Origin of the sequence: Synechococcus sp. YX-04-1, from assembly GCF_030546365.1 — a bacterium.
Taxonomy (GTDB): Bacteria; Cyanobacteriota; Cyanobacteriia; order PCC-6307; family Cyanobiaceae; genus Parasynechococcus.
The window spans coordinates 17,379-41,927 of the sequence record NZ_JAUONZ010000005.1 but is presented as its reverse complement, the minus strand read 5'-3'; the positions used below and the strand labels follow the sequence as shown (position 1 = coordinate 41,927).

The following is a 24,549-nucleotide window of genomic DNA, read 5'->3' as shown; positions in this document are numbered from 1 at the left end:
GCTTTGAATGCCGTCGTCGTGCTGGTGGAGCCGGCCGGCCCCCTGAACATTGGAAGCGTGGCCAGGCTGTGCGCCAACTTCGGCGTGAGCGAACTGCGGCTGGTGGCCCCCCGCTGTGACCATCTCAGCGAACAGGCCCTACAGATGGCCGTGCATGGGCAGGCACTGCTTCAGGCCGCCGTCGTGGTGCCCGACCTGCTGACGGCCATCAACGACTGCCGTCGCACCGTGGGCAGTTGCGGACGCCTCGACCATGGTGAGATTCCCCTGCAAACACCCGAGCAGGCCCTGGCTTGGTTGCTGGCCAGCGATGGCATCAGCTCCAGCGCTGACGCCCCCGTGGCCCTGGTGTTCGGACGGGAAGACCGCGGCCTCAGCAACAGTGAGCTACGGCTCTGCCAACGGGTTCTCTGCTTGCAAAGCGGTGAGTCCTATCCCTCGCTGAATCTGTCCCACGCCGTAGCTGTGGTGCTGCATGAGTTAGCCCGCCTTAACAGCGGCACAACCGAAACCCGCAGCATCGAACCCCCATCGCCGGACCCGGCGGCCGCCAAAGCACTGTCAGCCTTGCTGGACGACGCAACCGACCTGCTGCTGGAAGCCGGTTTCCTGCTGGAGCACACCGCCGCCGCACGCATGGCCAAGGTGCGGGATCTGCTGCAACGCGCCACGGTGCGCGCCGAAGAAGTCGCTCTGCTGCGGGGGATGGTGCGCCAACTGCGCTGGGCCATCCGCGCCAACCGCCCCTAATCTCTGCCGAACATTCACGGCTGAAAGGTTGAGCAGCAGTCGTTCTTCACGTCGCTCCGCCGGTTGGAGAGGACCGGCCCAGCTCATCCTGCGGCTGGTCTTAATGGGGGTGGGTCTGGGACTGCTCACCGGCACAGGCCTGCGGCTACTGGCCCCGCGCGTGCAACAGCAGAAAATCTCACTGCCCAGCTGGCTGGCCGATCAAGCCTTGATCACCACGCTGCTCGGCGACGCCGTGGAGCCGCCCAGCGCTGAGGACGCCGAAAAGAACACGAAGGCTGCGCCAGCCATCGCGAAGGGCCTCAAGCAGGCACGCTTTGCCCCAAGGCAAGAAATCAAGGCGCTGTCGCAGCGATGGGTGGAGCTGGCCGCGCAACAAACCGATCTGCAGGCCAGCGCCTACATGTTGATCCTTGACGACGGACGCTTTGCGGCCATGCAGGCGGAGCGACCAATGGCCGCCGCCAGCTCGATCAAGACGCCGATCCTTCTCGCGGTGCTGGAGCTGCTGGATCAGGGAACGCTTCAGTGGAACGAGCCGCTCACGCTCACCGAGGAGCTTGTGGGGGGAGGGGCCGGTTGGATGGCCTCCCGGCCGCTGGGCAGCCGCTTCCCCACCCATGAGGTGGCGACGGAAATGATCCGGGTCAGCGACAACTCCGCCACCAACTTGATGATTGCTCGGGCGGGGGGAATGGACGCAGTGAATGCCCGCTTTCAAGAGCTGGACCTCCCCTCCACCGTGGTGAACAACTGGCTGCCGGATCTCGACGGCACCAACACCACCAGTGCCCGGGATCTCAGCCGGGCCATTGCCCTGGTGGATAGCGGCGAGCTGCTCGCTCCCCGCAGCCGGGATTTGTTTCGCGAGGTGATGGGGACGTCGGTCACCAACACGCTGCTCCCCAGAGGCTTGATGCGCGGCCTCGGTGGGGCGCAGGGGGCACCTGACGCGAGCCTGGCCCGCAAGGGTTACCGCGTCTACAACAAAACCGGTGACATCGGCATCGCCTACGCCGATGCCGGGCTGATCGAACTCCCCGACGGCAGACGCGCTGTGGCGGGATTTCTGGTGGAAGGCCCCTTCAATGACCCCCGATCCACCGAACTGATCCGTCAGCTCGCCGCCGCCATGGCACCGCACCTCAAACCCATCCCTGTCCCGCCCAAACCATGAAGCTCGCCCCGCTGTTGTCTGCTGCCTGGCTGACCGTGATGGGACTGCCTGGCGCTGCGGAAGTGATTGAGCGTCAGCAGAGCGTTCGCCCCTTACCGGGAGCCCTCGACAGCGTGTTGATGGTGAACGACAACAACCCCGAACTGATTGATGACGACGGCATCCTGATCTCCACCTTTCCCGACGGGGAAGAGGCGTCAGTTCCGGTGGTACTCAACGGTCGCTTTGACCTGTTCAGCCACCACGTGTATGCCGGGGATGCCGAAGGCAACCCCAGCTCAACCCTGTGGCTGGCGGTACTGGCGGCTCCGCTGGGGAACGCACCTGTGACCCTGCAGCTGATCTCGGGCAGCACCTCGCTTTCGCAGGCCACGGAGCCCGGCCAGACCCAGGCCCCCTTCTTGCCCTTGCCGAGCCTGATGCCAGAGACCACCGACGTGGTGGCGGCAGGACCCGGCAGCCGCGTTGCCGGAGATCTGTTGGCCGGTCGCAGCGCAGCGGAACTCGCCAAGCGCCGCTGGACCCTGGCTCCAGGCTCACCCACACAGCTGCTGCTGTTACCCATACCCGTGGCCGGTCTCGACCCCCTTCTCAACGGCCGCAACCTGCAACTGCGCTTCCACAGCTCCGGGCCGGTGGCGATGGCCACCCTGGCCGCCCATGGCAACGATGGGAATGCGCCAAGCGAGCAGCACTGGCTGCAGCTGCTGAAAGACCAGCGCATGAGCAGTAAGGAGCATCAACCCACCCCACGGGGCAGCAAGGGGAAAATCATTTATTCCCGGGTGAGCGGCGTTCAGATCGGCAGCAGCTGGCGGGCGCGCATCACCGACCCGGGCAGCTCGGTGCTTGCCGCACCCAAGGCCCCCATCTCCTGGCCGATCAGCAGCCTGGAGCGCGGCACCCTCGCCACCAACCAGGTGCAGACCGCTGAACTCAAGAGCTTTTATCCCGGCACCGCCTGGGCCGCCCATGGCAACTACGGGGTGGAATACGACCTCACCCTGCCGCTGAAGAACACCGGTTCAGCCGTGGTGACGCTGCAGTTGTCGCTGGATTCGCCCCTCAAAGGCAACAGCCAACCCTCTTTCCTGCGCTTCCGCGATGACCTCAATGGTCCGGTGATGTTCCGCGGCCCCGTGCAGACAACGGGTCTGGAGGATCCAGAGGGTGTTCCCAAGGGACGCCAGACCCAGCACCTGGTGCTGCGCCAGGGGCAGCAGGGGCCGTCCTTGGGACAGCTGATGCTCAAGCCAGGGGAAGCCAAGCAGGTGCGCGTTCGTCTGGTCTATCCCGCTGATGCCACGCCACCCCAGGTCATCACCGTGCAGCCTGTGAAACAATCCTGAGCACGCCAAGAGAATTGCTCGTGACTGCACCCCGGAAGCGCAGGGTCTTCCCCTTCACTGCAGTGATCGGTCAAGAGGAGATGAAGCTGGCCCTGCTTCTCAACGTGATCGATCCGCGCATCGGCGGCGTGATGATCATGGGGGACCGCGGCACCGGCAAATCCACCACGATCCGTGCCCTGGCCGATCTGCTGCCGGACATCGACGTTGTCGCCGGCGATCCCTACAACAGCTCTGCCAGCGATCCCGACCTGCAGAGCAGTGAGGTGCGCGAGCGGATGCAACAGGGGGAAAGCCTGAGCACCGAACCACGGCAGGTGCCGATGGTGGACCTGCCCCTCGGTGCGACGGAAGACCGCCTCTGCGGCACCATCGACATTGAAAAAGCGCTGAGTGAAGGCGTGAGGGCCTTTGAGCCCGGCCTGCTGGCCAAAGCCAACCGCGGCCTGCTCTACGTGGATGAGGTGAACCTGCTCGACGACCACCTCGTCGACGTCCTCCTTGATTCAGCCGCCTCAGGCTGGAACACAGTGGAACGGGAAGGCATCTCCGTGCGCCACCCGGCGCGTTTCGTCTTGATCGGCTCCGGCAACCCCGAGGAAGGGGAACTCCGCCCCCAGCTACTCGACCGTTTCGGCATGAGCGTGGAAGTGCGCACCGTGCGGAATCCAGAGCTGCGGGTGCAGGTGGTGGACCAGCGCACCGCCTTTGACAGCGATCCCGATGGCTTCAGCACCGCCGTGGAGGGTAATCAAAACGCCCTGCAACAACGGGTGGTGGAGGCCCAGCAACGCCTCGACCAGGTGACCATTGATGAGGATCTGCGCCTGCGCATCTCCGCCGTCTGCGGCGAGCTCGATGTGGATGGTCTGCGGGGTGACATCGTCACCAACCGTGCCGCCCGAGCCCTGGCCGCCTTTGAAGGGCGCACGGAAGTGAGCGAGGACGATGTGGCCCGCGTGGCCTCCTGCTGCCTGCGCCATCGCCTGCGTAAGGACCCCCTGGAGCAGGTGGATTCCGGCGACCGGGTGGTGAAGGTGTTCTGCAAGGTGTTCGAACGCAGCGAGAGCAGCGACCGCGCTGATTTCGAACTGGCCCTCGCCGCCTGATCCCCCCACAATCAGCCCATGCGGATCCTCGGCATCGACCCGGGCCTCGCCCGGGTGGGCTACGGGGTGATCGACATCCAGGACGGATGCCAGCGCATGCTCGATTGCGGCATCATCCAGACCGATTCCGGTCGCTCCGATGGTGATCGCATGGTGGAGATCGCTGGCGACCTGCGCCAGCTGATTCGGATCTGGCGACCGGAACTGGCGGCCGTGGAAAAGTTTTTCTTCTACCGATCCAGCAACACCATCAATGTGGTGCAAGCGCGCGGCGTGGTGGTGATGACCCTGGCCCGCTTCAAGATTCCGATGGTGGAGTTCCCTCCCATGCAGATCAAACTCGCCGTAGCGGGGTTCGGCCATGCCGATAAGGATGAAGTGCTGGAAGCGGTGATGCGGGAGTTGAACCTGGATGAACCGCCCCGACCGGATGATGCGGCCGATGCCCTCGCTGTGGCGTTGACGGCCTGGTTGCAGCGATGAGCGCCAAGGCAACCCTGCGCCTTCACTACAGAGGGCAGCGCCATCTGGACGAGACAGCCACGCGGTCCATTCAGGACGCGGTGAGGGAGCTAATCGGGCGCTCCAACTGCGGCAACAGCCATCTGGGGATCTACTGGCCCCTGCCGGGGGAGGCGGATTTACGGCCGCTGCGGGATGGCCCCCATCCGCCGTTGGCCTTGCCAGTGGCCGATGGCAGCGGCGGACTCATCTACCGGAGCTGGGACCAAGACCCGCTTCAGCCCGATGGCTGCGGCATTCCCGCGCCTGCCGCGGGAGACGCCCTTGGGCCCGATCAGCTGGCGCTGCTGCTGGTACCGGCGCTGGCGGTGGATGGCGCTGGAATCCGCCTGGGCTACGGCGGTGGGTATTACGACCGACTCAGAGCTGATCCCGCCTGGGCTGCCGTGCCGGCCTGGGTGGTGCTGCCCTCAACCTGCCTTGCGGCCGAACCGTTGCCCCGAGAGTCCTGGGATGTTCCGTTTACCGGCTGGATCACGGAGCAGGGTGCTGGTCGGCCCGCCTGAGGGGCCGCATCATGGGCACCATTGATCGCCCTTCCATGCTGCGTCTGCTGGCTCCACTGGTTCTGCTCAGCTCGGTGCTGCACGGCGCAGTTCTCGCTCCCGCCAAGGCCCATCAGATCGAAAGCGCTTTGCACTATCTCGATGGCGACCTGCAATTGAGCAGCAGCTTTTCCAACGGTGAACCCACCCAAGGGGCCGTTGTTCGCCTGCTCAATGCCGATGGCACTCCAGGGCTGGAACTGGGCCGAACCGATACGGAGGGACGCTTGAGTATCGATCTCAGCAGCGTGGGCAACGGCACCGTTGATCTCCAAGTGGACGGTGGTCCAGGCCACCGCGACTACCTCGAACTCCCCGTTCAAGATGGCGAAGTGGATCTGAACGAGGTGGTCGTGTTCCCCTTCAGCCTGGTGATGGTGGGGCTGCTGGTTAGCGTGCGACGTCGAAACCACTGAGCCCCGCATGGCCACCAGCACCGGCAGTGATGCCCTCGACCGGATGGTGGAGCGCTTGGGCGGCACCGCCGATCCAAAACGCCGCTACGAGTACGTGCTCTGGTTGGCCAAGAAGCTCGCTCCCATGCCGGCCGAGGAGCAGACCGACGACATCAAGGTGAAGGGATGTGTGTCGCAGGTGTTCGTGCGGGGTGCCCTCGATGAGGGGGTGATGCGCTGGCAGGGCGACTCCGATGCGCTGATCACCAAGGGACTGCTGGCGTTGTTGATCCAGGGGCTGGATGGATTGACGCCGGCCCAGGTGCAGGCGGTGGACCCGGCCTTCATTGCGGCAACAGGCCTGCAGGCCAGCCTGACGCCCTCCCGCGCCAATGGCTTCCTCAACATCCTCCTGGCCATGCAGGAGCAGGCACGTCAGTTGGGGAGCTGATCAGAAGGAGAACCGAAGCAAAGTCACGTCAATACATAGAGTCGCTCGCAATCGTTCCAACACGGATCACAGGGGATGGCAGGAAAGGTCGGCGTGGGTCTGCTGGGGCTGGGCACGGTTGGCGGTGGGGTGGCTTCAATCCTCCAGAACCCCAGCGAACGCCACCCGCTGGTGGGTGAGCTTGAGCTGATCCGTGTTGCCGTCCGCGATCTGAACCGTCCCCGGCCCGTGGCCTTGGACGAAAGCCTGCTGACCACCGATCCATCGGCGGTAATCCAGGACCCTGCGGTGGACGTGGTGGTGGAGGTAATCGGTGGCCTGGAGCCGGCCCGCAGCCTGATTCTCCAAGCGATTGCAGCCGGCAAATCCGTGGTGACCGCCAACAAAGCCGTGATCGCGCGCCACGGTCAGGAAATCGCTGAAGCCGCGGCCGCCGCCAGGGTTTATGTGCTGATCGAAGCTGCCGTTGGTGGCGGCATTCCCATCATTGAGCCGCTGAAGCAGTCCCTGGGCGGCAACCGCATCAACCGCGTCAGCGGCATCATCAACGGCACCACCAACTACATCCTCACCCGCATGGCAGAGGAGGGAGCCGCCTATGACGCGGTGCTCAAGGATGCCCAGGAGCTGGGCTACGCCGAAGCCGATCCGGCAGCGGATGTGGACGGTCTTGATGCAGCCGACAAGATCGCGATCCTGGCCACCCTGGCCTTCGGCGGCAGCGTGGATCGCGCCGCGGTTCCCACCGACGGCATCAGTGGCCTGCAGGGCGTGGATGTGGATTACGCCAACCAACTGGGCTACGGCGTGAAGCTCCTGGCCGTGGCCGAGCGAATGGCCGAACGCATGCCCAACAGTGGCGATCCCCTGCCGCTCTCCCTGCGCGTGCAGCCCACGCTGGTTCCCAAGGACCACCCCCTGGCGGGCGTGAACGGCGTCAACAACGCCATCCTTGTGGAAGGAGACCCGATTGGCCGGGTGATGTTTTACGGCCCGGGCGCTGGTGCTGGACCAACGGCCTCTGCGGTGGTGGCCGACATCCTCAACATCGCCGGTATCCGTAAGGCCAGTGACGGGCCTGGGAAAGTGGATCCCCTCTTAGCAGCAAGCAGCTGGCGGCCTTGCTCCCTCGTCGACTCAGACGACATTCGCCAACGCCACTATGTGCGTTTCAAGACAAAAGACGCGCCGGGCGTGATTGGCAACGTTGGCGGCTGCTTCGGCCAACGCAATGTCTCGATCCAGTCGATCGTGCAATTCAATGCCAGCGACGCCGGCGCCGAGATCGTTGTGATCACCCATGAAGTGAGCCAACGCCAGATGAATGAAGCCCTCGAAGCGATCCAGGCCCTGCCGGAAGTTTCGGGCCTGGCCGCTCACCTCGGCTGCCTCTGAGGAGTCCGCCAGTGCTGGCGCCCGTGCCCGGGCATGCGTCAGAGTGTCAAGAACTTTCACTGCACAGGTCTGAATTCTCAGATGTGTGCTCGAAACGGTTCATGCAGAACCTCACTCGATCGAAACCGGGTCAAGGCTGTTCCCTAGAAGAGGGGTTCAGTCCGATGTCTGTTCACCAGGGAGATTGCGTCAACCTCGACAGTGACGACGACACCTATCAGGTAATCGGTGTGGATGGCGACCACGACCGCTGCTGGGTGCGCCGCTGGCCTCTGCAGAGCAACGAGGGATCACCAGTGTTCGAAATCTCTCTGGAGAGGATTCGCCAGGTCGGTTAACTCCCTGTTGAATGGGCCGATCTGTTGATGGTTGAGGCCCGTTGAAGCGCATCGATCGCCCCACGAGATGGACGTTCGCTGGCGCACTGATGGCCCTCGCCCTGGCCTTCACTCAGGTGGGGTGTCAGGCACCGCCCCCCACCAGCCGCATCACAGTGGCCTCAGCAGGGCGGATCAGCTCCCTGGATCCAGCCCAGGCCAGCACCCTCAGCGCCATACAGCTGATCAGCGCCCTAGGGGACCCGCTGTATCGCCTTAAGCGGGATGGCTCGCTGGAACCCAGGCTGGCGGCATCGGCTCCTTTTCTGAGTGATGCCGGCCGCACCGTCACGATTCCCCTGCGCACCGATGTGCTGTTCCACGACGGAACGCCGTTTAACGCGGCAGCCATGGCCTTTAGCCTTCGGCGCTTCCTCAGCATCGGGACCCTCAGCTATGTGGTGGGTGATCGCATCGCTTCGGTGGAGGAAGCCGACACCCACACCCTGCGGCTGCGCCTCAGTCGCCCCTCTACATCCCTGCAGGGCCTGCTGACGTCGATCAACCTCACCCCCATTTCACCGACGGCCTACAGCAACCACCAAGACCGCTTTCTGCACGAACGCTTTGTTGGAACAGGCCCTTACAAGCTGACCCGTTTCAGCGAACATCAGCAACGCTTGGAGCCCTTTACCCAGTACTGGGGTGAAGCACCACGCAACGACGGCCTCGATCTGATCACACTGAGCAACTCCACGGCGCTGTATGGGGCGTTGCGCAGTGGCGAGGTGGATCTGCTGCTCTCCGCCTCGATCGATGAAGACCAGCGCCACACCCTGCATGAACGGGCGATCGCGGGGGATCTGCACGAGTCGGTGGGTCCGGCGATGGAGATCGGCTACATCACCCTGCTGAGCAACCAGAAGCCGTTCCAAGACCCCAACCTCAGGCGTGCCCTGGCCGTCAGTCTCAATCGAAAGGAGATCAGTGAACGGGTGAGCTACGGGCTTCGCCGTCCGTTGCGGGCGTTGGTGCCTCCCAGCCTTGCTGGCGGCGCGATGGCCCCCTGGCCCGAACACAACCCCGAGCAGGCCCGCGAGCTGCTCCAGGCAGCGGGCTACTGCAACAGCAGCCCGTTGCGCTTTCCGCTCACCTTCCGCTCGAACGTGCCCGCCGACAAACTGCTGGCCCTCACCTGGCAGGCCCAGGTGCAACGGGACCTGTCCGACTGCCTTGTGTTGGATCTGGATGGCGTCGAATCCACAACCATCTACCGCCAGCTGGGGGAGGGTGCCTTCAAGGCCGTGATGCTGGATTGGCGCGGCAGCTACCCCGATCCGGAGGCCTATCTGACGCCGCTATTGAGCTGCACCTCAGTGGAGGGCGACACCTGCGTTGATGGAGAAGCAGCGATCAGCGGCAGCTTCTGGAGTGCCCCCGGATTGGAGACAGCCCTGCTGGAATCCGACACGCTGACGGGCGATGCCCGCCGCGCCGCCCTGGATCGTGTGGACCATCTCTCTGCCGATGGTGCCGCCTACATCCCCGTCTGGCTGGATTCACCTCGGGCCTGGGCCCAGCTGAACCTCAACCCTCCACAATTTGATGGCAGTGGTCAGTTGATGCTCGCTGAACTGGAGCGCCGCCACGAAGGAGCGACGAACAACTGATGGGACGCGCCCGAGACCTCGCGCGCTACAGCGCCACCCGCCTCGCCCTGGCGCCATTGATGTTGTGGCTGATCGCCAGCCTGGTGTTCCTGTTACTGCGCGTTGCCCCAGGGGATCCTGTGGATGCGGTGCTCGGCAGCCGGGCCCCCGCTGCCGCCAAAGCCGCCATGCGCGCTCGGCTGGGCCTGGATCAGTCGTTGCTCGACCAATACCTCAGTTATCTCAACGGCTTGATCCACGGCGATCTGGGGCAAGCCCTGATCAACCAAGAGCCGGTTCGAACGATCATCGGCAAAACCCTGCCAGCCAGCCTGGAGCTGAGCGTCATCGCCCTGGTTGTTGCCGCTGTGGTCGGGCTGAGCATTGGCTTCAGCGGCATCGCACGGCCCGAGGGAAAGATTGACCTCGGAGGTCGCCTCTACGGATTGGGCACCTATGCCCTGCCGCCCTTCTGGGTGGCGATGCTGGTGCAGCTGGTGTTCGCCGTCAGCCTGGGCTGGTTGCCTGTGGGCGGGCGATTCCCCCCCAGCCTTCTCCCCCCCGAGGGCAGCGGATTTTTCCTTCTGGATAGCGCTCTTCAGAACAACTGGGCCGCCTTCCGAGGCACCGTGCGTCACCTGATCCTGCCCGCAGGAACCCTGGCCCTGCTGCTAAGTGGCACCTTCACAACAGCTCTGCGACTCAACCTGCGACGCACCCTGCGCGGCGATTACGTGGAAGCGGCACGCAGCCGCGGCCTGAGTGAGCGCCAGGTGATCCTTCGCCACGGACTGCCCAATGCCTTGCTGCCGGTGCTCACCATCGCTGGCATCACCGTGGCTTCCTTGATTGGTGGGGCCCTGCTGATCGAGGTCACCTTTTCCTGGCCAGGCATCGCCCTGCGGCTACAGGAAGCCATCAATCAAAGGGACTACCCCGTCGTTCAGGGGATCGTGGTGGTAATCGCCGCCTTGGTGGTGCTGGTGAGTGTTGCCGTTGACTTGCTGGTGGCCGCCCTCGATCCGCGGGTGCGCTACTGATCCATCAGCTGCAAGGCCGGGCGACGGCCCAAGCGATGCCAGCGCGTCTTGGAACTGGCTTCGATCAGGTGAACGGCATCGTTGCGCGGTGACTCTGAGCTGAGGGTGTCAAGGAAACGGATGACTTCATGGGCAATCACCCGTTGAACGCTGAGGGGATTGACCCCCACCAACTCTTCGCCGAGCTGGAAGAGGTCGTCCCCCTCTGACGCCTTGCCCTGGCCATCCACACGAATCGGCGAGAAGTGACTGGCACCCTCAACCACCACCACCCGGCTGTAGGGATGCTCCGCCAATCCAGCCAAAAGAGGCAGCTGCTCGTCCAAAGGAGGGGTGATCAGATCGAGCGTCCCACCCACAATCAACAGCGGAATCGGCAACGCCTGGCGGGAGCGGTGCGGCCAGATCAGACCGCCAAAGCTGTTGAGCCCCACCACCGCCCGAGGCAACGAAGCCATCGCGTTGCCCTCGAGCGCGCGGCCGGCCGCCAGTTCGCACTGGAGCAATTCCGAGAGGTTGGTGAGGGGCAAGCCCACCAGGGCCCCTTTACAGCGCTGCTCCATTCCGGGCACCTGCTCCAACCCACTGGCCAAGAGAGCCGTTAAGGCACCCAGGGAATGCCCCATCAGCACCACCTCGGTCCCAGGGATGTTCAAATCGCCCCGTCGTTGCGCGTCCAGCACCGCAGCAAGATCAGCCAACCGATCGCGGAGTGCTGCGGCGCCGTCAAACGACTGACGGCCCTCAAGCAACGCTTGGACGGCGGCCGCATCACTGCCGGGATGCTCAAGCACCGCCACGGGCCAGCCCGCCTGCATCAGCGAACGCGCCAGCCAGTGGAAGTGGTTGGGGTCCCCGCCCAGCCCCGGCATCATCAAGACCCAGGTCCGGTCCTCACGGGGCGACTGGGGGATCCAGCGTTCCACCTGCAACGGACGCGAACGATGGTCCACCGCAAGCGTTGACTGACGAGGCGCTTCGGCAGAGACAGAACGCTCAGCCCCCTTGAGGAGCTGCAGGCGGACCTCTTTCTGAGCCAAGGTCCGCATCAAGGTCTGATGTCGCTCCAATTCCAGCCGCCAGCGGTTGGCGGCAGCCACCAACGCATCCAAATCAAGACGCAGCTGCTGGGTGGGCAACGCTTCCAACACATCCAACGTCGAAACGGTTTCCTGCCGTTCGAGCAACTGCTCCAGCGTGGAGAGCACCAGCGAACGATTGATGCGTTTGCCATCCTCCACGCGGATCAATTCCCCCAGCGCATCCAGAAGCGGACCCGCCCCCCAGCTGCTCAGCAGCTGACGCCCAAGGCTGCGCCGGGAGAGAATCGGTGCCTTGAGCAGACGGATCAGCCCCTGTCGGCTATCGGGCGCGAGAAGACCCATCCAGGTGGACAGCTCCGATCGCGAGAGCTGCGCTGGATCAGCCGTCGGCGAGCGCACAAACGCACCGAGCTCCGCCACCGAAACCGGAAGAACCACGCCGTCAATCTGGACCTCCACACGTTCTGTGGAGCCAACAGGCCACGATGGACACGTGCTGAGCAGCAGACTGCCCATCAAGCCCATCGCGATGGATCGTCCTGTTAAGCGTCCGCGCAGCAACGCCTGACCCTCTGCGGTGGTGGAACCAGTTTCCATCACCGCTGAGAAACGTCACCCGACTGAGGTTTCTGGCATCTATCGGTGCCGGCGGGGTGATGTTCATGACGCCGCTGATCTTTCATGCAATCGACTTTTCAGCGCGTGAAGTGGGCAGCGGCCTGGCCGTCTCAGCCCTGATCGGCACGGTGGTGCGTCTGCTGAGCGGAGCACTGCTCGATCGCGGCATCCGCTGCTCCTGGCCGGTCAGGGGCACAACCCTGTTGGCCATTGCGGCCGATCTAATCCTGCTGCAGGCCGACAACTACAACAGCTACCTGCTCGGACAACTGCTGCTGGGCTGTGCAGCGGGTTTGTACTGGCCTGCCATCGAATTGGCCGTTCCCTTGAGTTGCGGCAACCTGCCCTCCGGACGGGGCTACGCCTTGGTGCGCAGTGCCGATGCTCTCGGCATTGGCATCGGCACGCTGATCGGAACCGCTGCCGCCACTCTGGGAGTGCTGCGGACGGTGTACAGCGTTGAAGCGGTGTGCATGGGCGCTGTGTTGGTGCTGATCAGCCTTGTCCCCCTCCAGGACGGTCCGCCTTACCGCAACCTCAGCGGCAATAGCCCAGAGCCGGGTGATCCACGGCTAACGTCCCGGCTGCCTTGGTTGCTTCCCCTGCTGCCGGTGCTGCTGATCAGTGTGGTGGCCACCGGAATCCTGGCTCTTCAACAGAGTGCGCTTCCCCTGGATCTGGTGCGCGGCGGGCTCTTGCGACCGGCTCTGAGCGAAAGCCACAGCAGTGCCCTGATCGCCCTCCAATTGACCTTGCTGGTGAGCCTGCAGTGGCCGGTGGGCCGTTGGCTGTCAGAGCGCAGCGTTGCCTTCGGCCTCGGCTTAAGCCTGGCGGGATTCAGCCTGGGCTGCAGCTTGCTTGCCCTGTCCTGCCTGTTCGAAAACGGAACGGTCTTGGTGCTGGCAGCCCTGCTGCCGATGGCGTTCGCCCAGGCCGCTTTTCTGCCCACGGCCACGGAAGCCGTTATTGAAGAGACACCACCACATCACCGTGGATTGGCGATGGCGCTGTTTTCCCAGTGCTTCGCCATCAGCGCCATCGTGGCTCCCCTGGCTGGAGGAGCCTTGCTGGATCTTCAGAACAATGGCCTGCTGCTCTGGCTGTTGATGGGTGGGGCCTGCCTGATCGTGCTCCCCACCCTGCGCAGCCTCAAGCCGCGCTACAGGACAACGGCAGCCGCTGACGCTGCACTCCCGCAAGAACCGCCAGCAACGGTCGCCAGAGCTAATGGCTCTGTTGGTTCAGCAGAAACGAGGAGAATGACTCCGCACTGAAGGACCATGACGCAGACCAGATCAGGCCAGGCAGACCAGCCCCTTCAGAGCCAACGGCCACAACTGATCGTGCACGCCGGCACGCACAAAACAGCCTCCACCTACATCCAGGAACGGCTGCACCGCAATCGCGATCTTCTGAGCAGCCATGGCGTCAGCCTGCAGGACCCCCTGGGATGCAAACCCAAACCGAAAAAACTGGCCGCTGAGCTGTGCAAACGGAGGAGCAAACGCTGGAAGGCATTCTTCAAGCAACAACCAGAGGGCCCGCATCGTCTGCTCAGCGCCGAGCAATTCGCTGTACCACTCACAGATCCAAACTGCATCCGACAGCTTGAGGCCATGGCCGATGCGGCGGGCTATGAGCTTCACATCGTGATTTTCATTCGCAGCCAGCTCGATTACATCAACTCGCGCTACATCTACTCACTGCGGCGTTTTTATCACCACCAAACCTTTGAGCAGTTTGTTGACGATGCCTTGCAGGGAAAACTTCAAAACGAAAAACCCAAGCGCGGCAAAATCAAACGCCGGCAAGATGTGTTTGATTTCTGGAACTATTTCCAGCCTTTACTGAAGGCGAAGGCCAAGGGTTTGAAGGTGAGTTTCCTGCCATTCCGCCAAGGAGGCGTAGATCCTTTTGAGCAGTTCATTCTCACCATCAACCTTTCAACAGCACTGCCCTGGAAACCCTGCCCCCAGAAGCACTACAACCGAAGTCCAGGAACCCGAGGAGTGTGGCTAGCCCGGGTGCTCAGCCAACTCCTCAGGGAAAACAACATTTCCCCCAAGACCATTGGCAATTCCTCCCAAATCATCCTCAACGAGGAGCGTCAGCGACGCTGGAACGACCCATCCTTCTGGGGTTATTCACGCAAGCTCACCAAAAAGGTGATGCGTCATTTCGAAACAAACAACGCCAGGTTTGCCCAGGCTGCTTGGAACTGCAGCTGGGACGAGGCCTTCTCCACAACCAACTCAGCCACACAACGCAGGCGAACGGCCTATGCCCCTCAATCCATCGAAGCCGAAGTTCGCATGCATGCTGCGGCGCAACGCTTGCTGGATCGCATCAAGCGACAACAAATATCCGGCACAGCCTCACCACTGAAACAATTGATCAGGATGACGTTGGGCACATAAGACGGGCACCGGTCGTGATCAGACGTTGAAGAGGAACTCCATCACATCGCCTTCATCAACCACATACTCCTTTCCTTCACTGCGCAGCCAACCTTTGTTGCGTGCTTCCACCAGTGAGCCTGCTTCCAGCAGCTTCTCCCAACCGATGGTCTGAGCGCGGATGAAGCCTCGTTCGAAATCGGTGTGGATCACACCGGCAGCCTGCGGAGCTGTCATCCCGGCCTTGAAGGTCCAGGCCCTTGTTTCCTTTTCACCGGTGGTGAAGTAAGTGCGCAGCCCCAGCAACCGATAGGTGGCCCGAATCAGGCTTTGCAGACCACCTTCCGTCACCCCGAGACCTTCCAGATAATCCGCGGTTTCCTCATCTCCCAGTTCCACCAGCTCTGCTTCCACCTGGGCAGAGATCCGCACCGTTTCGGCACCTTCCTTGGCGGCCAGTTCAACCACCTCGGCGCAGAAAGCATTGCCCTCAGCCAGGTCGTCCTCACTCACATTGGTGGCGTAGATGATCGGCTTGGCGGTTAACAGCCCCAGGGGCTTGATCATCGCCGCTTCTTCATCGCTTAAGTCGACGCTGCGAGCCGCACCACCGTTCTCGAGCACCGCCTGAATCCGCTCAAGAGCAGCGTCTTCCACCTGCGCCTCCTTGCTGGTGCGCATTTGCTTCTTCAGACGCTCCCGGCGCTTCTCGACCTGACCCAGATCAGCCAGACCCAGCTCCAGGTTGATCACCTCAGCATCACGGGACGGACCCACGGTCCCCGAAACGTGGATGACGTCATCGTCCTCGAAGCAGCGGATCACGTGAACGATCGCGTCCACCTCGCGGATGTTGGCCAGAAACTTGTTGCCCAGGCCTTCGCCCTGGCTGGCACCTTTCACCAGTCCGGCAATGTCCACAAACTCCATCCGGGTTGGAATGGTGTCCTGGCTCTTGCTCAGTTCCGTGAGCCGGTCCAGTCGCTCATCGGGCACCGCCACGGTGCCGACGTTGGGCTCGATCGTGCAAAACGGGAAATTGGCAGCCTGCGCCTGAGCGTTGGCGACCAAGGCATTGAACAAGGTGGACTTGCCCACATTGGGCAATCCGACAATTCCGGCTTTGAGCATCGGCGGAATCTACCGGCCAACGGCGAGACTGTTGTGAAGTTTTGTGGGCCCATGCTGCAGTCCTTGCGCTCCCCTGCGTCCCCATCGCCTGAAGCAGAGCTGGCCTCAGTGGCAAAAGCACGATCCAGACGGCCCAAAGCCGCGATGGTGGGATTACTGGTGCTGGCCCTGTGCGGCGGTGGGCTGCTGCTGCGTTTCGGACCCTGGAGCAACCGTCAACGGGATCTGAAGCCCTTCACCACCACCGCGGAACGTGGCGTGCTTTCTGGGGTGATCACTGCCAGTGGTGAACTGCAGGCTCAGCTGAAGGTGAATGTGAGTCCGCGCAAGCAGGGTCTGCTGGCTCAGCTGAAGGTGGATGAGGGGGATGTGGTGGAGAAAGAGCAGGTGCTGGCGGTGATGGATCGCGGCGATCTCGATGATCGGCTGCAGGAAAGGCAGGCTCTGCTGCGCCAGGCCGAAGCCAATTACCAGAACAAGAGGGAGGACTTCGAGCGTCGCAGCCAGCTGTATGGCAGCGGCGCGATCAGCGCTGATGACTTCAGCGATGCGCGCTTCGAATTGCTGGCCCGACAGGCGGGCCTGGCTGCAGCCAGAGAACGGGTGGAGCAACTGGAACAGGAGAGCCGCGAAAAGACGATCCGTGCCCCCTTCTCAGGGACGATCACAGCTCGCTACGCCGAACCGGGATCGTTTGTGACCCCCACCACCGCCGCCTCGGCCACAGCCGGTGCCACCAGTGCCTCGATCGTTGAGCTCTCGCAAGGCTTGGAGGTGAGGGCCCGCGTTCCAGAAAGCGACATCGGCCGCATCATGACCGGCCAGAACGCCGAAATCCGGGTGGATGCCTTCCCCGATGAACGCTTCCAGGCAACGGTGAATGAAATTGCCCCCCGCGCCGCGAAAGAGAACAACGTCACCTCCTTCGAGGTAAGGCTGAACTTCGTCAACCCGCAGAAAGCACTGAAGATCGGCATGACCGCCGACATCAATTTCCAGACTGGGCGCAGTGCACCAAAAATCCTGGTGCCCACGGTGGCGATCTTGATCGAGGACGGCAAACCTGGCGTGTTGCTGGTGGATGAGCAGCAGAAACCACGTTTCCAGCCGGTGGAACTGGGCAACAGCAGCGGCGACCAGACTGCGATCCTGAACGGTCTCGAATCAGGCACTCGCGTGTTCATCGATCTGCCCCCCTGGGCTGATCGCCGCGATTGATCCACCCACGTCTCCACCAAAGTCATGCCCGAGGCCACCGCCAAGCCCCTCCTGCTGCTTGTGGATGGCCATTCCCTGGCATTCCGCAGCTTCTACGCCTTCAGCAAAGGAGGGGAAGGGGGTCTGGCGACCAAAGACGGCCGGCCCACCAGCGTGACTTATGGCTTTCTCAAAGCCCTGCTGGAGAACAGCAAATCCCTGAAGCCCGAAGGTGTTGCCATCGCCTTCGACACGGCCGAACCCACCTTTCGCCACAAGGCTGACGCCAACTACAAGGCCCATCGGGATGTGGCGCCTGAGGTGTTCTTCCAGGACCTCGAACAGCTGCAGCAGATCCTCGAAACGCACCTGCAGCTCCCCCTCTGCATGGCACCGGGCTACGAAGCCGACGATGTGCTGGGAACCCTTGCGAACCGAGCGGCCGACTCGGGATGGGGCGTCCGGATCCTCTCGGGCGACCGCGACCTGTTCCAGCTGGTGGATGACAGCCGCGACATCGCGGTGCTCTATATGGGCGGGGGGCCCTACGCCAAAAGCAGTGGCCCAACGCTGATCCGCGAAGAGGGGGTGCTCGGCAAGCTCGGCGTCATGCCCGACAAGGTGGTGGACCTCAAGGCCCTCACCGGTGACAGCTCCGACAACATCCCCGGCGTGCGTGGTGTTGGCCCGAAAACAGCCATCAACCTGCTGAAGGACAACAGCGACCTCGATGCGGTGTACGCCACCCTCGAGCAGGTGGAAGCGGAAGGGCCGAAAGCCAGTCGGGGAGCCATCAAAGGTGCATTGAAAGGAAAGCTGCGCGCCGACCGCGACAACGCCTACCTCTCCCTCAAGCTGGCCGAGATTCTCGTGGATGTTCCCCTGCCCAAGGAACCCAGCCTGCCGTTGTCGTCGGTGGATGCTGATGGCCTGAGCAGCTGCCTGGAAGACCTCGAGCTCAACAGCCTGCTGCGCCAGGTGGGGAGCTTTGTGGCGGCCTTTTCGGAAGGGGGCTATGGGGCCAATGCGGAGGCTGCTGCCGCCAAGACCACCCGCCGCGCAGCCAGCTCGGAACAACCCGCTGTCGAGGCCGCAACCGAGCCGGCAACCAATGACGACGTGGGGCTGCCAGCCCTGAAACCGCAGCTGATCCAGACCGAGACGGCCCTGGACGCGTTGGTGCAGAAGCTGATGGCCTGCACCGACAGCGACATGCCTGTCGCCTTCGACACCGAGACCACCGACCTCAACCCGTTCCGCGCTGAACTGGTGGGCATCGGCCTCTGCTGGGGAGAGGCCCTGGATGCGCTCGCCTACATCCCCCTGGGCCACAAAGGCAGCGAAGACAGCAGCCCGGAGCAGCTTCCGTTGGAAACCGTGCTCACCGCCCTGGCTCCATGGCTGGCCAGCAGCAACCACCCCAAGACCCTGCAGAACGCCAAATACGACCGCTTGATCCTGTTGCGGCATGGCGTTGCCCTGGAGGGCGTGGTGATCGACACGCTGCTGGCCGATTACCTGCGCGATGCCGCAGCCAAACATGGCCTGGAGCTGATGGCCGAACGTGAATTCGGCTTCCAGCCCACCGCCTTCACCGATCTGGTGGGCAAGAAGCAAACCTTCGCCGATGTGCCGCTGGAGCCCGCCAGCCTGTACTGCGGCATGGACGTGCACGTCACCCGCCGCCTCGCCCTGCTGCTGCGCCGTCAACTGGAGACCATGGGCCCCCAACTGCTGCCGCTGCTGGAGCAGGTGGAGCAGCCGCTGGAACCGGTGCTGGCCCGGATGGAATCCACTGGCATCCGCATTGATGTGCCCTATCTACAGAGCCTTTCCGAGGAGATGGGCACCACCCTGCAGAGACTGGAATCCGACGCGAAAGCAGCCGCCGGAGTGGAGTTCAACCTTGCCTCGCCCAAGCAGCTGGGGGAGCTGCTGTTCGACACCCTTGGCCTGGATCGCAAGAAATCCCGCCGAACCAAAACCGGCTTCAGCACCGACGCCACCGTGCTGGAGAAACTCGGCAACGACCACCCGGTGGTACCCCTGGTGTTGGAGCACCGGGTGCTCAGCAAGCTCAAGAGCACTTACATCGACGCCTTGCCGCAGCTGGTGGAGGCGGAAACCGGGCGGGTGCACACCGATTTCAACCAAGCGGTGACGGCCACCGGGCGCCTGAGCAGCAGCAACCCCAACCTGCAGAACATCCCCGTGCGCACCGAGTACAGCCGGCGCATCCGCAAGGCCTTCCTGCCCCAAGAGGGCTGGACGCTGCTCAGCGCCGACTACTCCCAGATCGAACTGCGCATCCTCACCCACCTCTCGGGCGAAGAGGTGCTGCAGGAGGCCTACCGCAGCGGCGATGACGTGCACGCGCTGACAGCCAGGCTGCTGCTGGACAAAGACGAGGTCAGTCCGGACGAGCGTCGGCTCGGCAAAACCATCAACTTCGGTGTGATCTACGGCATGGGAGCCCAGCGCTTCGCCCGGGAAACCGGCGTAAGCCAGAGCGAAGCCAAGGAGTTTTTAGCCAAGTACAAACAGCGCTACCCGAAGGTGTTCGCCTTCCTCGAACTGCAGGAGCGGCTCGCCCTCAGCCGCGGCTACGTGGAAACCATTCTCGGCCGCCGGCGCCCATTCCACTTCGATCGCAACGGCCTGGGCCGGCTGCTGGGCAAAGACCCATTGGAGATCGACCTGGATGTGGCCCGCCGCGGTGGCATGGAGGCGCAGCAACTGCGGGCGGCTGCCAACGCCCCGATTCAGGGGTCGAGTGCCGACATCATCAAAGTGGCGATGGTGCAGCTTCAAGACGCCCTGCAACGTCAGGGCCTACCGACCCAACTGCTGCTGCAGGTGCACGACGAACTGGTGCTCGAGGTGGCACCGGACGCCCTGGACGCCACGCGAGAGCTGGTAGTGAAAACCATGGAACAGGCCGTCGAGCTGAGTGTTCCCTTGGTGGTGGAGACCGGCGTCGGCGCGAACTGGATGGAGGCGAAATAAACGCAGCCGAACAGGCCGTAGCCTCAGCCGCAGCTTCTGAATGGCTGTGTCCCTGCGGCTCACCAACACCCTCACCCGCCGCACCGAGCCGTTCACACCCCTAACCCCGGGGAAGGCCAGCATCTATTGCTGTGGCGTGACGGTCTATGACCTCTGCCACCTGGGCCATGCCCGCAGCTACATCAACTGGGATGTGCTGCGGCGTTATCTGATCTGGCGCGGTCTCGAGGTGACCTTCGTTCAGAACTTCACCGACATCGACGACAAAATCCTCAAACGGGCCGGCGAGGAGAACTCCTCGATGACTGAGGTCAGCGAGCGAAACATTGCCTCCTTCCACCAGGACATGGACGCCCTGGGGATCCTGCGGCCCGACCGGATGCCCCGCGCCACCCAGTGCCTGGATGGCATCCGCGCACTAATCGGAGAACTGGAAGCCAAGGGAGCGGCCTACAGCGCTGAGGGGGATGTGTATTTCGCGGTGATGAAGCATGCCGGTTACGGCAAGCTCAGCGGACGGGATCTGAGCGAACAGCAGGACAACGCCGCCGGGCGCGTGGCCGATGCCGAAGAGGCCCGCAAGCAGCACCCCTTCGATTTCGCGCTCTGGAAAGGGGCCAAACCCGGAGAACCCAGCTTCCCCTCCCCCTGGGGTGAGGGACGCCCCGGCTGGCACATCGAATGCTCAGCCATGGTGCGGGCGGAACTCGGCGACACGATCGACATCCACCTGGGTGGAGCCGACCTGGTGTTCCCGCACCATGAAAACGAAATCGCCCAATCCGAAGCCGCCACTGGTCAGGACCTGGCCCGGGTGTGGATGCACAACGGCATGGTCAATGTGGGCGGGCAGAAGATGAGCAAGTCGCTCGGCAACTTCACCACCATCCGTGCGCTGCTGGAAAGCGGCGTCTCGGCGATGACCCTGCGTCTGTTTGTGCTGCAGGCTCACTACCGCAAACCACTTGATTTCACCGCCGAAGCCCTTGAGGCCGCAGCCACTGGCTGGAAGGGGCTGAATGCAGCCCTGAGCCTTGGCGATCGCCAAGGCGACAACCTCGGCTGGAGCACCGCCGCACCGCTCACAGAGGGGGCTATGACCGCCGATGGAGGTCCAGTCGAGACCGCTCTGGTGGAGCTCGAACAACGCTTCATCAGCGCCATGGACGATGACCTCAACAGCTCGGGAGGACTGGCCGTGCTGTTCGATCTGGCCAAGCCCCTGCGGGCCCTCGCCAACCGGCTGGAACGGGGGGAAGACGCCGCCCTGCCTGAGCCGGAGTTGAAGGGTCTGGAGGGGCGTTGGCAGCTATTGCGACACCTGGCGGCAGTACTGGGACTGCGCGCGGAAGCGGAAGCTGCCACCAGCCTCGACGACGGCGCCATTGATGCAGCCATCGCGGCGCGCAAGGCAGCGAAAGCGGCGAAGGATTTTGCGGAGGCCGACCGGATCCGGGATGAGCTCGCCGCCCAAGGGGTGGAGCTGATCGACAAACCCGGCGGGGTGACGGAGTGGATCCGCGCCTGATCCCGGCAGACTGAACCCCAATGCTGTCGCTCCCCATGCTCTGGCTGAAGAAGCTCAACTTCATGGAAACCGCCAAGCTCGAGATGGAGCTGATGAAGGCCCTGGATGCCGGCGAGGATCTCGAGGCGAAGCTCGCGGCTCAGAAGCAGTTGGCTGAATCCAGTGGCGATGCGGAGCAAGCCTGGAAAGCGGAGGTCTGGGACAAGATGCTTGTCAGGATCCGCAAGATGGAATCCATGCTCAATTCTTCGGATCAGCCGTAGGCACTGGCGAAGCGAATCCTTCAGCTGGGGATCAGATCAATCACGCTGATCACCAGACCAACAGTGATCACCGGCGGCGAAATCCAGCGCAGCATCACCAGCAAAAAGCGCTGCAGCCAGATCGGGCTCCCCGAATGGCTGAGCTCCTCTTGAAAACGAGCTGGAAGCACCCAACCCAGCAACAAGGCCAGGAGCAAGCCCCCCAGAATCAGCAACAGGCCCCCAAACACGGAATCCATCCAGCCGAGAACCTCCATCGAGGTGGCCGCTGGAAGACCCGCCACAAAGATCAACGCCGTGGACACCCAAACGGCCCGGGACCGGCTCCACCCCAGTCGATCGATCAAACACGCCACCGGCACCTCCAGCAGCGACACCGCTGAGGTGATCGCAGCAATCAGGGCCAGCGCGAAAAAGAGCACTGCCACAAGCTGACCTGTGGCGCCAAGCGAGCCGAGTCCCGTGGGCAGAGCGATGAAGATCGTGCCCAGGGTGGAGCCACTGATCACATCCTGGAGGCCAAAGCTCATCACCACGGGGAAGGTGACCATGCCGGCCAGCAATCCGACAGCAGTGTCCATCCCCACCACCGCCACGGCTTCCCGTGGCAGGTGAGCGCGCCGACTCAGGTAGGCCGAGTAGGCCAGGATGCAGCCGATACCGGTGCCAATCGAGAAGAAGGCCTGGGTGAAGGCATTGCGAACCGTGGTGGGGTCGTGAAGCTGACTGTTGTCCCAGCGGAGCAGGAACGTGCGATAGCCCTCGGAGGCTCCATCAAGACCAGCGGCCCAAACCGCGAGACCAATCAGCAGCACAAACAACAGCGGCAGCCCCCAACGGGACAACCGCTCAATGCCTCCACGTACGCCGGCGGCCACCACAGCAGCGGTCGCCACCAGGCTGAGCAGCTGGCCGATCAAGGCGGAGCGGCCGCCACTGAGGCCGGCGAAAAAGGCTTCCGCCGAGGCGATATCCGCCGGAAGTCCCTGAGTGAGGGTCTGCACCAGCGTCGCCCCGGTCCACCCCATCAACACGGCATAGAAGGCCAGGATTCCACTGGCCGCTAAGACGAACAGCCAGCCCATGGGCTGCCAACGGCGACCGGCTGCCGCGACTGGCGCGAGCAAGGGGCTTTGGCCGGTGCTGCGCCCCAGCACCATTTCAGCCACCAGCACCGGCAGGCAGACCAACAGCACAATCACCACGTAAAGCAGCAGGAATGCGCCGCCACCTCCCTGGGAGGCGCGGTAGGCAAAACCCCAGAGATTGCCCAGACCCACGGCACTGCCCGCAGCCGCCAGGACAAAACCCAGTCCCGATCGCCACTGTTCCTTCGCCATGCGCGCTCCACAAGCTGTGCGCCAGCTTGCCAGCGTTCAACGGTCCTGGTGGGAGACTTGTCGCAACTGCCGGAACAGCATGAAAGCCATCAGCGTGCTGGGATCCACCGGTTCCATCGGCACCCAGACCCTTCAGATCGCTGAGGAGTTTCCAGAGCAGTTCCGGGTTGTGGCCCTCACGGCCGGCCGCAACCTGAAGCTTTTGGTTGAACAAGTCCAGAGGCATCGCCCTGAGGTGGTGGCCCTGGCGGATGCCGATCTCCTGCCCGAACTGCAGGAGCGTCTGAAGGACGCTGGCGTTTCAGGCACCGATGCACCCCAGCTGGTGGGAGGTGCTGACGGCCTCAACGTTGCTGCGGCCTGGGACAGCGCCGACCTCGTGGTGACGGGCATTGTTGGTTGCGCTGGACTGTTGCCGACCCTGGCGGCGATCCGCGCCGGCAAAGATCTGGCCCTGGCCAACAAGGAAACGCTGATTGCGGCCGGGCCCGTGGTGCTGCCGGAGCTGAAGAAGAGCGGCAGCCGACTGCTGCCGGCGGATTCAGAACACTCGGCGATTTTCCAGTGCCTGCAGGGAACCCCCTGGGCTGAAAACGCACGCTTGTCCACCGGCATACCCACGCCAGGTCTGCGCCGGATTCAGCTCACAGCCTCTGGCGGCGCATTCCGCGACTGGACAGCCGCCGACCTTGAAAAGGCCACCGTGGCCGATGCCACCAGTCATCCCAACTGGAGCATGGGCCGCAAGATCACCGTGGATTCCGCCTCCTTGATGAACAAGGGTCTGGAGGTGATCGAAGCCCATTACCTGTTCGGTCTGGATTACGACCACATCGAGATCGTGATCCATCCCCAGAGCATCATCCATTCGATGATCGAGCTGGCGGATTCCTCTGTGCTGGCCCAGCTGGGCTGGCCCGACATGAAGCTACCCATCCTCTACTGCCTCAGCTGGCCGTCACGCCTGGAGACGCCATGGCGGCGACTGGATCTCACGGAAGTTGGTCAGCTCACCTTCCGGGCCCCCGATCCCGCCAAGTACCCCTGCATGGAGTTGGCCTACGCCGCTGGACGCGCAGGCGGCACCATGCCTGCGGTGATGAATGCTGCCAACGAGGAAGCCGTGGCGCAGTTCCTCGAGGAGAAGATTCACTTCCTCGACATCCCCACGGTGATCGAGGCCGCCTGCGAGCGGCATAAACCCGATCTGATGGCCCAGCCCCAATTGGACGACGTGCTGCGGGTGGATCAGTGGGCGCGAACCGCCGTGCGGGAACAGGTGGACCGTGGTGTCACCCGTTTGCCCATGGGAGCGCTCGCCGCTTAGG

General features: G+C 63.4%; 22 protein-coding genes. 19 read left to right on the top strand and 3 right to left on the bottom strand.

Annotated elements, in window-relative coordinates:
* Window positions 1-3 precede the first annotated feature (3 nt).
* From Q3Y53_RS09640 to Q3Y53_RS09585, 12 genes are all read left to right on the top strand, one after another.
* Window positions 4-750 carry an RNA methyltransferase gene (locus Q3Y53_RS09640; protein ID WP_303535453.1) on the top strand — a complete coding sequence of 249 codons (747 nt, stop codon included), beginning with the start codon at window positions 4-6 and terminating at the stop codon, window positions 748-750.
* A gap of 28 nt (window positions 751-778) precedes the next feature.
* Window positions 779-1,927: a serine hydrolase gene (locus tag Q3Y53_RS09635; protein ID WP_303535450.1), complete on the top strand. Its 1,149-nt coding sequence runs from the start codon at window positions 779-781 to the stop codon at window positions 1,925-1,927.
* Window positions 1,924-3,276, top strand: coding sequence for a DUF3370 domain-containing protein (locus Q3Y53_RS09630; RefSeq protein WP_303535448.1), 1,353 nt, complete (start codon window positions 1,924-1,926; stop codon window positions 3,274-3,276). The genes Q3Y53_RS09635 and Q3Y53_RS09630 overlap by 4 nt, the downstream gene beginning before the upstream one ends.
* Before the next feature lie 20 nt (window positions 3,277-3,296).
* Window positions 3,297-4,385 carry a magnesium chelatase ATPase subunit I gene (gene bchI / locus Q3Y53_RS09625; protein WP_303535446.1) on the top strand — a complete coding sequence of 363 codons (1,089 nt, stop codon included), beginning with the start codon at window positions 3,297-3,299 and terminating at the stop codon, window positions 4,383-4,385.
* 18 nt (window positions 4,386-4,403) lie between these two features.
* Entirely contained in the window at window positions 4,404-4,868 is a 465-nt protein-coding gene (gene ruvC / locus Q3Y53_RS09620) for a crossover junction endodeoxyribonuclease RuvC (protein ID WP_226424384.1), read from the top strand.
* Window positions 4,865-5,413, top strand: a complete 549-nt coding sequence (locus Q3Y53_RS09615; RefSeq protein ID WP_226424385.1) for a 5-formyltetrahydrofolate cyclo-ligase — start codon at window positions 4,865-4,867, stop codon at window positions 5,411-5,413. The genes ruvC and Q3Y53_RS09615 overlap by 4 nt, the downstream gene beginning before the upstream one ends.
* An 11-nt stretch (window positions 5,414-5,424) precedes the next feature.
* Window positions 5,425-5,868 carry a hypothetical protein gene (locus Q3Y53_RS09610; RefSeq protein ID WP_303535439.1) on the top strand — a complete coding sequence of 148 codons (444 nt, stop codon included), beginning with the start codon at window positions 5,425-5,427 and terminating at the stop codon, window positions 5,866-5,868.
* A gap of 7 nt (window positions 5,869-5,875) precedes the next feature.
* A complete protein-coding gene (locus tag Q3Y53_RS09605) occupies window positions 5,876-6,298 on the top strand; it encodes a SufE family protein (protein ID WP_226424387.1) in 423 nt (140 codons plus the stop codon).
* Window positions 6,299-6,373: 75 nt separating this feature from the next.
* Window positions 6,374-7,693, top strand: a complete 1,320-nt coding sequence (locus Q3Y53_RS09600; RefSeq protein WP_303535437.1) for a homoserine dehydrogenase — start codon at window positions 6,374-6,376, stop codon at window positions 7,691-7,693.
* A gap of 101 nt (window positions 7,694-7,794) precedes the next feature.
* Window positions 7,795-8,031 (top strand): hypothetical protein, encoded by a 237-nt coding sequence (locus tag Q3Y53_RS09595; RefSeq protein WP_303535436.1) that lies wholly within the window; start codon window positions 7,795-7,797, stop codon window positions 8,029-8,031.
* Between the two features lie 89 nt (window positions 8,032-8,120).
* The gene (locus tag Q3Y53_RS09590) at window positions 8,121-9,680 is read left to right on the top strand and encodes an ABC transporter substrate-binding protein (protein WP_303535434.1); all 1,560 of its coding nucleotides are present in this window, start codon (window positions 8,121-8,123) and stop codon (window positions 9,678-9,680) included.
* The gene (locus tag Q3Y53_RS09585) at window positions 9,680-10,699 is read left to right on the top strand and encodes an ABC transporter permease (RefSeq protein WP_226424391.1); all 1,020 of its coding nucleotides are present in this window, start codon (window positions 9,680-9,682) and stop codon (window positions 10,697-10,699) included. The genes Q3Y53_RS09590 and Q3Y53_RS09585 overlap by 1 nt, the downstream gene beginning before the upstream one ends.
* On the opposite strand, the gene Q3Y53_RS09580 is transcribed toward Q3Y53_RS09585, so the two are convergent.
* Window positions 10,693-12,339: an alpha/beta hydrolase gene (locus Q3Y53_RS09580; RefSeq protein ID WP_303535431.1), complete on the bottom strand. Its 1,647-nt coding sequence runs from the start codon at window positions 12,337-12,339 to the stop codon at window positions 10,693-10,695. The two genes, Q3Y53_RS09585 and Q3Y53_RS09580, sit on opposite strands and share 7 nt — an antisense overlap.
* A gap of 5 nt (window positions 12,340-12,344) precedes the next feature.
* Between Q3Y53_RS09580 and Q3Y53_RS09575 the strand changes: the two genes are divergently transcribed.
* Window positions 12,345-13,634: an MFS transporter gene (locus tag Q3Y53_RS09575; protein WP_303535776.1), complete on the top strand. Its 1,290-nt coding sequence runs from the start codon at window positions 12,345-12,347 to the stop codon at window positions 13,632-13,634.
* 6 nt (window positions 13,635-13,640) lie between these two features.
* A complete protein-coding gene (locus Q3Y53_RS09570; RefSeq protein WP_303535429.1) occupies window positions 13,641-14,777 on the top strand; it encodes a hypothetical protein in 1,137 nt (378 codons plus the stop codon).
* Between the two features lie 18 nt (window positions 14,778-14,795).
* On the opposite strand, the gene ychF is transcribed toward Q3Y53_RS09570, so the two are convergent.
* Entirely contained in the window at window positions 14,796-15,887 is a 1,092-nt protein-coding gene (gene ychF, locus Q3Y53_RS09565; protein WP_303535426.1) for a redox-regulated ATPase YchF, read from the bottom strand.
* A gap of 51 nt (window positions 15,888-15,938) precedes the next feature.
* Here ychF and Q3Y53_RS09560 point away from each other — a divergent pair, with 51 nt between their 5' ends.
* The 4 genes from Q3Y53_RS09560 to Q3Y53_RS09545 are packed head-to-tail and all read left to right on the top strand — an operon-like array spanning window position 15,939 to window position 21,881.
* Entirely contained in the window at window positions 15,939-17,105 is a 1,167-nt protein-coding gene (locus tag Q3Y53_RS09560) for an efflux RND transporter periplasmic adaptor subunit (RefSeq protein WP_226424395.1), read from the top strand.
* 24 nt (window positions 17,106-17,129) lie between these two features.
* Window positions 17,130-20,090 (top strand): DNA polymerase I, encoded by a 2,961-nt coding sequence (gene polA / locus Q3Y53_RS09555; RefSeq protein ID WP_303535423.1) that lies wholly within the window; start codon window positions 17,130-17,132, stop codon window positions 20,088-20,090.
* 46 nt (window positions 20,091-20,136) lie between these two features.
* On the top strand, window positions 20,137-21,618 hold the full coding sequence (gene cysS, locus Q3Y53_RS09550; RefSeq protein WP_303535772.1) for a cysteine--tRNA ligase: 1,482 nt from the start codon (window positions 20,137-20,139) through the stop codon (window positions 21,616-21,618).
* A 20-nt stretch (window positions 21,619-21,638) separates the two neighbouring features.
* Window positions 21,639-21,881, top strand: coding sequence for a hypothetical protein (locus Q3Y53_RS09545; protein ID WP_226424397.1), 243 nt, complete (start codon window positions 21,639-21,641; stop codon window positions 21,879-21,881).
* A 20-nt stretch (window positions 21,882-21,901) separates the two neighbouring features.
* Here the strand turns inward: Q3Y53_RS09545 and Q3Y53_RS09540 are convergent, their stop codons facing one another.
* Window positions 21,902-23,221: a sodium-dependent transporter gene (locus tag Q3Y53_RS09540; RefSeq protein WP_226424398.1), complete on the bottom strand. Its 1,320-nt coding sequence runs from the start codon at window positions 23,219-23,221 to the stop codon at window positions 21,902-21,904.
* Between the two features lie 79 nt (window positions 23,222-23,300).
* Between Q3Y53_RS09540 and Q3Y53_RS09535 the strand changes: the two genes are divergently transcribed.
* Complete coding sequence (locus Q3Y53_RS09535) at window positions 23,301-24,548, top strand: 1-deoxy-D-xylulose-5-phosphate reductoisomerase (protein ID WP_303535769.1); 1,248 nt, start codon at window positions 23,301-23,303, stop codon at window positions 24,546-24,548.
* The last annotated feature ends 1 nt before the right edge of the window (window position 24,549 follow it).